This window comes from Ruminiclostridium cellobioparum DSM 1351 = ATCC 15832, from assembly GCF_000621505.1.
In the GTDB taxonomy this organism is placed as follows: Bacteria; Bacillota; Clostridia; order Acetivibrionales; family DSM-1351; genus Ruminiclostridium; species Ruminiclostridium cellobioparum.
The window spans coordinates 1-5,212 of sequence record NZ_JHYD01000071.1 but is presented as its reverse complement, the minus strand read 5'-3'; the positions used below and the strand labels follow the sequence as shown (position 1 = coordinate 5,212).

The 5,212-nt window shown below is 40.1% G+C and carries 5 protein-coding genes and 1 pseudogene; all 6 read right to left on the bottom strand.

Annotation, left to right across the window (positions count from 1 at the left end; all coding sequences use genetic code 11):
- On the bottom strand, positions 1–262 hold a 262-nt coding region (locus T344_RS0119255), incomplete at its 3' end, for a hypothetical protein (RefSeq protein WP_027630033.1).
- A gap of 359 nt (positions 263–621) precedes the next feature.
- Complete coding sequence (locus T344_RS0119250) at positions 622–1,086, bottom strand: hypothetical protein (protein ID WP_027630032.1); 465 nt, start codon at positions 1,084–1,086, stop codon at positions 622–624.
- A complete protein-coding gene (locus tag T344_RS30525; protein ID WP_207641857.1) occupies positions 1,086–1,382 on the bottom strand; it encodes a hypothetical protein in 297 nt (98 codons plus the stop codon). The genes T344_RS0119250 and T344_RS30525 overlap by 1 nt, the downstream gene beginning before the upstream one ends.
- 288 nt (positions 1,383–1,670) lie before the next feature.
- Positions 1,671–2,870 carry an IS110 family RNA-guided transposase gene (locus T344_RS0119240; protein WP_051572059.1) on the bottom strand — a complete coding sequence of 400 codons (1,200 nt, stop codon included), beginning with the start codon at positions 2,868–2,870 and terminating at the stop codon, positions 1,671–1,673.
- Positions 2,871–3,854: 984 nt separating this feature from the next.
- On the bottom strand, positions 3,855–4,343 hold the full coding sequence (locus T344_RS0119230; RefSeq protein WP_027630030.1) for an SMI1/KNR4 family protein: 489 nt from the start codon (positions 4,341–4,343) through the stop codon (positions 3,855–3,857).
- A gap of 15 nt (positions 4,344–4,358) precedes the next feature.
- Positions 4,359–5,212, bottom strand: a pseudogene (locus T344_RS31395) (hypothetical protein); the annotation flags it as partial.

The window sequence follows — 5,212 nt, the reverse complement described above, 5'->3', positions numbered from 1 at the left end:
CTGCAAGTGCCAATAACCCTATTGCCAGTGCTGTTGCAAGTGCCGGAGCCGCAACTCCGATGTTTCCTGTCCAGCCCTGTGACAAATATGTTGCTATGTTTTTTGCTGCCCCTGTTATAGCTTCTATTATTGATGCCGCATTCATTACGTTGACTATTACTTCCAATATTATAGGCAGGGCGGCAGTTATCGCACCTCCTGTAAGTATATTAAGCACTATGACTCCGGCCAGAGCTCCGGTTACACCAAGTAACAGCTTCAACCAGTTCTCTTTTAACCATTTTATTACAAATGCTTTTATCTGGTCAAGCAGCTTTGCAGCATTCTCAGCTCGCGTTTTTACACCATCTGCAAAGCTGTCGCCTGATTTGCAGACCTCTGTAACCGAAACATTTATCGACCTTTACGAATATAAAGAATGTGCTTATTCGCTTTTAAATAAGTATACCAGAAAGGTACACCTTTTCGGTCAATGCAATATTGGTTTATTATTATTGTATTATGCCTACTCTTAACAAAGCATAAAGAAAGGCAGCTAACTCTGTTGAGATAACCGCCCTTGTGTGTAAGTTATGAGAGTAGGCTGTTACACCTACTCTATTTTCTGATTACACTGTTTTGCTATCTTTCCTCTTTACAAAGATATGTGTACTGACCAAATTGAGGATAGTCTTCCCAATTTCCCTCTACTCTACCATATGTCTCACGTTCTTCAACCTCACCAGTCTTCAAATTCCTTTTCTCCATAGCTGTATAACCGTTCTCCTGAAATCCAAAAATCATGCACGATGTCTCTGAATCAGTATCGCCTTCATATTCCCAATAAATTGCTGTTTTCAGAAAAAGCTTATCACCTTTTGTTACTTCAAAATCATATTGTAAATGTTTTCTAATTAGGTTATCTAAAAAATTCACTGAAACTGATTTATCAGAAACATCAACTATAAATTTGGGTTTACTCCCTTCACTTAATATTGCTGTATAAGGCTGATGCTTTGTATGACATAAATTTGCCGTACCTTCACTAATAATTTTCCAAGGTTTCTTCTTTATGTTCGACCATTTATCGCAGTATAATATCTCCATTAATTATATATCCTCCCTCCAATATCACGTATGATAATATTTCTTTTTGTCGCTTCATCAAGAACTTTTTGAGGAATTGACTTATTCTGCACAGGCACTTCCAAAATTAAATCTCCTTTAAGTTCTCCTCCTTTAAGTGCATTAGAATTAAATCTACCATTTGTTATTTTAGTACCAGATGAATACTTTCTTGTAAATTCATCCAAATAGCCAATAGCAGTCTTTTCCTGAACACCTGCTAACTGGGTAAACTTTCGAGAAACAATTTCTTTACCTGGTATATATGAATCTACCACGAATGTTTTTTTACCATCAACTGTTACTTCTACCTCATTATAAGTATATCTTGGTCGATTTTGTTTATTAAATTCATTTCCTTTATTAACCCTCTCCTTAAGCCAATCAGGTAAAGGCTTCTTATCTCCAACCTTACTTGCTCCCGCATTATAGAAGCTCTATACTATGCTGTTTTCCTGCAGTTTTCCTTACCCCTTAAAAGACTCGCTCTATATGAAGCCTCCTTACAGAAGCTTATTTACATTTTTTACAACTCCATTTTACCATACTGACAGTTCCAAGCAAAATCAATCTGCCAACTTTTCAAACGGCTTGTATTCGGTCTTTGTCCGCATCATGCCGTAAATAATCCTTACAGCCCTTCTGGTTATGCAGACAAGGGCTTGCGGCTTTGTCTTGCCTTCCTTGAGCTTGCTTTCAAAATACTCTCTGAATACCGGATGCCTTGCCTTACCGTTTGGATTTACCTGCACCAATTGAATAGCAAGGAAGTGGAATATTGCATTTAAAACCCTGTTGCCCTGTCTGCTTCGCTGGTCTTTGCCCTTTCCGGCAGAGCTGAAATTCACTGGAGCCACACCGCTGAAACGAGCCAGCTTGTCGGAGTTTGGGAACCTTTTAATATTGCCAATCTCAGAGATAATGCCTGCTGCTGTGATAAGGTTAATACCCGGCATAGTATGAAGCTTGTAGCCTGTGAGTTGTATCAGTCTTTCCAATTCCCTGTCAATATCCTCGTTCTCCTGCTTCCTAAACTTCAATTCCCGTACAAGGCTCCTGATAACAAGGTCACGCTCATTCTGATAGTCCTTCTCCTCCGGGCTGTTTCTTTCTGAAAGTGATATTATCTCCTGCACCTTCTTTACCGTCATACCCCTATGCAACTGCCGTAATTCCTCCAGTAACGCTTCCGGCTGTACATCTTTCAGATGCTTGGGATGCGGGTACTTCTCCCAGAAATACATGGCTGTTTTGGTATCCACATCACAGAAATATTGCTTGTAGCTTGGGTAAACATAGGTAAGCTGGGCATTTAGCTGATTTTTAGCAATAATAATCCCTTTGATGAGTGAATCCCTGCGTTTGACAAGTTGCCGGATCGTCCAGAATAAATCGTCATGCTGTTCATCCGGCAGGGTGTCCAGCATATCCCTCAGTATCCTTGCTACACAGAAAGCATCGTAGGAATCATCCTTTCTGGACATGGGTGCGCTTGAACGCATTGCATCGGTGTAGGCAGGATTTACATGCTTGACGGTGTATTTATGCCCCAAAAGGTAGGAAGCGAAATTCCGTCCAAAGCCTCTTGTATCCTCCAGGCCGAATATCGGCTGCAAGTCCCCGTATAGCTTTTTCACATCAGCCATGAATTTGTCATAGGCCGACGGCCTGTTGGCGAAGGTAATCTCACCTAATTTGTTAGTCCAGCAGTCCATAACCACTGCCGTATGTGTGTCCTTATGCATGTCTATACCTATAAAAGCCATCTTACGCTTATTGTAAATGCTATCTCCTCCGTTTCTTTGCTTTGTCTCCACAAAACCTGCCGGCAACCGCACTTTATGAGCGTTAGTCTTGCGACCCGCAAGGGAGCGTAAACCTATCCACTTTCCATGTGACAAATTACGTGATTTGCACTGCTTTTCAGTGCTTGGCATCACGAGCCTTGATTCAATTGTTGTGTGTGATATTAACTCTGTTGCAAAAGCATTGCAAGTAGATTCTGAGAACTTTTGAATAGAAAGAACAGAACAAAAAAACAGAGAGGAAAAATATTATCGTTTAATCCTCTCTGTGTAAATATGCATTTTATATTGTGCTTTTTTGAAAGTTCTGAGGGAAATCCCCCCTTAAACCCCCGGCTGCCCCCATTTTAGCATGGACAAGAATGCCGGTCAAGCTATGGTTCACCATGAACCATGGGGGGATGGGCTATGCCTCATGCACTGAGTAAAACCGGGCTGTAGGAATTGATCGTGCAGCATATTTCAATCATAAAATCTCTTGCCCCTGTGTGGCGACGTGTTACCCCTGTTTCCGATTTTTAAGTGGCTCTGGGATACGAATACCCCTAAACAGATTGAGAAGAAATTTAAGGGCTATTTGACGACTGTTTGTTCCAATACTTTTCCGAACAAATTGTACTGAACCCAGGGGTCGAAAATGATGCGGGTTAAAGAGAGGTGGTCGCAAGCGACCTCCTCTCGGATTACATCAGCCCGCAACGCGGTCTGACAGGCATTTGGCATAGTGGTCGGATTTGATGCGATGGGGTTGCTATAGGGGTCAGATTATGGGAATTACCGCATTTGCCAAGGGGTTACAAGGTGGTCATTACTGGCACCTGTGGCTTTTACTGGGACAAAAAGAAAAAGTCTTAATAAAGAATATATCTCCATTAAGACCTGATTTTATAAAGTTTCTAGGCGTTTTTACTACTATTAGTTTGATGACTCATTGTATATTGTAATTTACACCTCATCATAAGCATCCCCGAGTGAATTAAATCCATCTCTCAGCCAATACCATCTTTGCCCATTATTATCTACTAATCGTTCTAACAAGTCAGTAAATGATATTGCAATAATAGCACATTCTCCAACTACTCCGTGTCTATCCCAAAAGCTATCATAGCATCTTCCAACCCTATCCTTATTGAGGTCTACAGTTAAGTAGTCACCATTTCCATCATTAGCAACTATGTACCAATCAGCAGTTATGTCTTCCTCACATCTTTCACCTACAATTACGGGATTTGCTAGAATAAATTCATCAGGTGGCACAATATTTGCTACATTTTCAGCACTTGTAAATAAGCTAACTCCACCACACAAATCATAAAACTCTCTAATGTCATCAGGTAAGGTATATGCTTCCTCAATAGCTGGAATACCTTTAGATGGATAGACTATACAATCTGGTAATGTTTTAATTTTTGTTACTAACTGTTTAATTGTCATATGTACTCACCTCATTTATTTAAGATTATAAATATATTTGTGAAATTCTTGGTAATAACTTCTTCTTGCAGCTTCAGGAACTTTCGCAGCATCCATCATCTTTTCAGATAAACTTTGTATTTCCTGGGGAGAAACTGTTGTCCAATCCACCTTGCCACCGACCTTCTTACCTGTTTTATCAAACAACCAATCTCTGTATATTTCTTTTGTAGCAGCATGTTCCCCTGCTGTGCCTGCTGTCAATCTCATTGATGTTGATGCCGGGTCTCTTGAAACATAGCCCGGTATATTATGTTTTGCCCATACATCAAGTACTCCGTGATGGTTTTCAAATCCAGTAGCCCTATCCCCATACTTAACTACATCAAATGACTTAGCCTCGTTTGCAATAGTTCCAACCTCACTTACTCCCGTATGCTTTATCTTTAACTTAGCAATAAGTTTCTTTGGATTAAATATACCATAAATAAGTATGTATTTACCTTCAAGTTTAAATTCCAACCCTTTAAACTTGAATTTAGCCAGTATCTTACTTGTTAAATCATTGAGCTTCTTCATTCCCTTCGGGAATATATTACCCAGTCTCTTTATTACCAGCTTACCTTTTTCTATCAGGAATTTACCGGATTTTGATATTAGTTTTTTACCGGATTTTAAAAGGTTTTTTATACCTTTAACTGCTGATTTTGCAGTCTTTTTTATGCCTGATGTGATTGCTTTTTTAGCTGCATTGCCTTTTGCACTTGCTTTTGCAAAAGCCCCTGTCTTTTTTAACTTTGAGGTTACAACTGCTGCAAGTGCCAATAACCCTATTGCCAGTGCTGTTGCAAGTGCCGGAGCCGCAACTCCGATGTTTCCTGCCCAGCCCT

Excerpts from the sequence above, each read along its gene's own strand:
- T344_RS0119250 (WP_027630032.1), bottom strand. The coding sequence starts at position 1,086 with ATGGAGATATTATACTGCGATAAATGGTCGAACATAAAGAAGAAACCT.
- T344_RS0119240 (WP_051572059.1), bottom strand. The coding sequence starts at position 2,870 with ATGGCTTTTATAGGTATAGACATGCATAAGGACACACATACGGCAGTG.
- T344_RS0119230 (WP_027630030.1), bottom strand. The coding sequence starts at position 4,343 with ATGACAATTAAACAGTTAGTAACAAAAATTAAAACATTACCAGATTGT.